Below are 2,571 nucleotides of genomic sequence, written 5' to 3'. Positions count from 1 at the left end.
GCAGCGAGAACCGGCACATCTTCGCGATCGTCTCGCGGCTCAGACCAAAAACACGCGCCGCCTCACGGCGGCTCTTCCCCTGATTGAAAACAAAATCACGAACCGCCGCGTAGACCTCCACCGCGAACATCCCCGCCAACCCCAAAAGGGATCAGCCTATCCAACTGGTTGGCTTTTACGCCGCCCGCGCCACCACAAGCGAGGGCGCTTCATTGGATGGTTTTGTCACCGCCCTGCACACCGCAATTCGCCTACGCGAAATCGTTCCTGGATGTCCCGCTTTTCCTCGGGCGGCAGCCCTGCGTGAAATCGTTCCGCTAGTAGACCCTGCTGCTTGAGGAAGTCGGCGACGCGTTCCGTCTCGCCACGGGTAGCGCAATACACCACGGCACCCGAAGCGCCGTCCTGTGGTAGCTTGGCCTCGATTACATCGAGGATATCAGCCAGCTTTTTGCCGCGCTGCGTGGGCCTGACGTCAAAGCTGAGATTGGTGCGCACCGCGCCGCCGTCCAGCAGTAACAATTCGCGCTCAAGGCGCGACTGGAAATGGTCGCGGATGTCACGGACTACTTCGGGCTTGGCTGTGGCAGTCAGGCAGAGCACCGGAGCAGGCGCGTTATCGCCCGAGGACTCTTTGATAAAGCGGCTGACATAGCGGTAGTCCGGCCGAAAATCGTGGCCCCATTTCGACACACAGTGGGCCTCGTCCAGCACCCAGAGCCCGATCTCACGCTGCGCGAGAACCGACCGGACCGAATTGCTCCGCAATTGCTCGGGAGAGATCAGAAGCATCGCCGCCTCTCCCATGCGCACACGGTCCAGTGCTTCCTGTCGCTCAGCGATCGACAGCATTCCATTGACGGTGGTGGCCGAGGAGATACCTGCTCGTGCCATTCCCTGCACCTGATCTGCCATCAGCGCGACCAGCGGCGAAATCACGACGGTCAGAGCCCCCGTCTTGTCGAACTTCGAGAGGGCGGGGATTTGATAGCAGACGGATTTGCCGGTCCCGGTTGGCAGAATGCCGAGGAGGCTGGCTCCCCGCATCGCCTCATCGACGATCCGCTCCTGCAGAGGCCGGCCCATATCGTCCACTGGCTGCGCGCGAAAGGCTTCAAACCCGAACCAGCGAGACAGCGCGCGGACCGGATCATTCCTTTCACGGCACCAGGTGCAATCCGAGCTTTTGCAATCGGCGTCACGCAGATCCCGCACAATCTGCGCAGACTTGGGGTATTGCGCCCGCACCCATGGTGGCATGACGGAATCTCCGCCCGCGACCAGGATCCAGGACAAAGCATAAGCTATAGGCCATCCGAGTTGTGGGCTCGAAAGCCAGTTCAGTGTCTGTTGCACCCGTCTCTCGCAAGCGCGTCCCTCCAGTAGCTGGGAAATCGCTTCCCGTGCTTCGAGAGGATTGGGCGCGGGCGCCCCCCGCACCTCCTGGAATACCGCGTCGAAGCCGCCTGAGTTCTCGCTCCTTGTTGTAAGGAAATGAAAGGCTGCCACAGCATGGGGCTGATCGGCGTGTTGCTGCGTCAAAGCCGTCAGTTGATTGCGCAGCACCTGAAACACCAGGCGCGCATCCATTTCCGGATCGTTGACGTGCCCTGCTTGTAGGCGCCCGTCATGGTAGTGCTTGACCAAATGGTGATAGGGATTGCGTGGAAATGCGAGCGGATTGAGCCACAGCGTGTCGATCGGAGATTGCGCAATCCCCGCCAATCGGGGCCGCACCGCGGCAATGTGAGGCAAATCATGCCGAATGATGTTGTGGCCGATCAGATGCTCGGCCTCGGCCGACTCTGCTTCCAAGCGATCGAGGGCTGCCGCCAGATCGCGCTTCTTAGCCAGGATCGGTGAACGAGCATCATCGCGCACCGCCGCAAGAGCGAAGATCGTGGCGGTTCCTGGATCCACTTCGAGATCGATCGAAACGCAGCGGTCCAGGAACGCTTGGAAAGGCTCAGACATACTGCAACGATGCCAATCCGGGATGAAATGGTCAGCGATGATCGCGCGCGCCGAAAGGTCAAACGGGCCAGTAGAGTCACCGGACCCTTTGCCCGAGGGCCGCTTTCGGAGCGGTCCCAGGGGTGGCCCCAAGATCAAGACTTGGCGGCTCACAATCGACCGTTTACCCAGGGATAATACCCGGCACCGTCCAGTCCTACGATCAAGCGTCGGCGAGGGCCGAGCATCTCGCAAGCTAGACACTTAATGGGTAGGGCGTCCGCTTCCGACCCACGCCGGCTGCATGAGGGCCCGACGCCGCTGAGCGCCAGAGGACTTGTATGGGGTTTTCCTTGTCAAGGCCGCAGACCCCTTATCGGCTTTGAGACGCGGTTCGTTTTCACGTACGGGTGGACGTCAACAGCTTCGCCGCTCCGCGCGGCGAAGGCCGTAGATGAGTGCAGGCGCTCACATCCAAACGATCCGAGGGGAACTCGCCATTTTGGCGCGGTTCGGCGCCACAAACTTGTATTCGGTCGATCCTGGAGGATCGCGACCATGATGCAGTCATGCGCATCGACGGCGAAGTTCCGAGGCGGCGGGCCCATTCCCATTCTA

1 pseudogene is annotated in these 2,571 nt (G+C 61.0%); it reads right to left on the bottom strand.

The features are described 5' to 3' along the window. Positions 1 to 240 precede the first annotated feature (240 nt). A pseudogene (locus AC1DW9_RS36490) lies at positions 241 to 1,974 on the bottom strand (DEAD/DEAH box helicase); the annotation flags it as partial. Positions 1,975 to 2,571: the final 597 nt, after the last annotated feature.

Source organism: Allobosea sp. P4_E12, assembly GCF_056401655.1.
The sequence above is the reverse complement of the archived record's forward strand: the minus strand, read 5'-3'. Positions and strand labels throughout refer to the sequence as shown.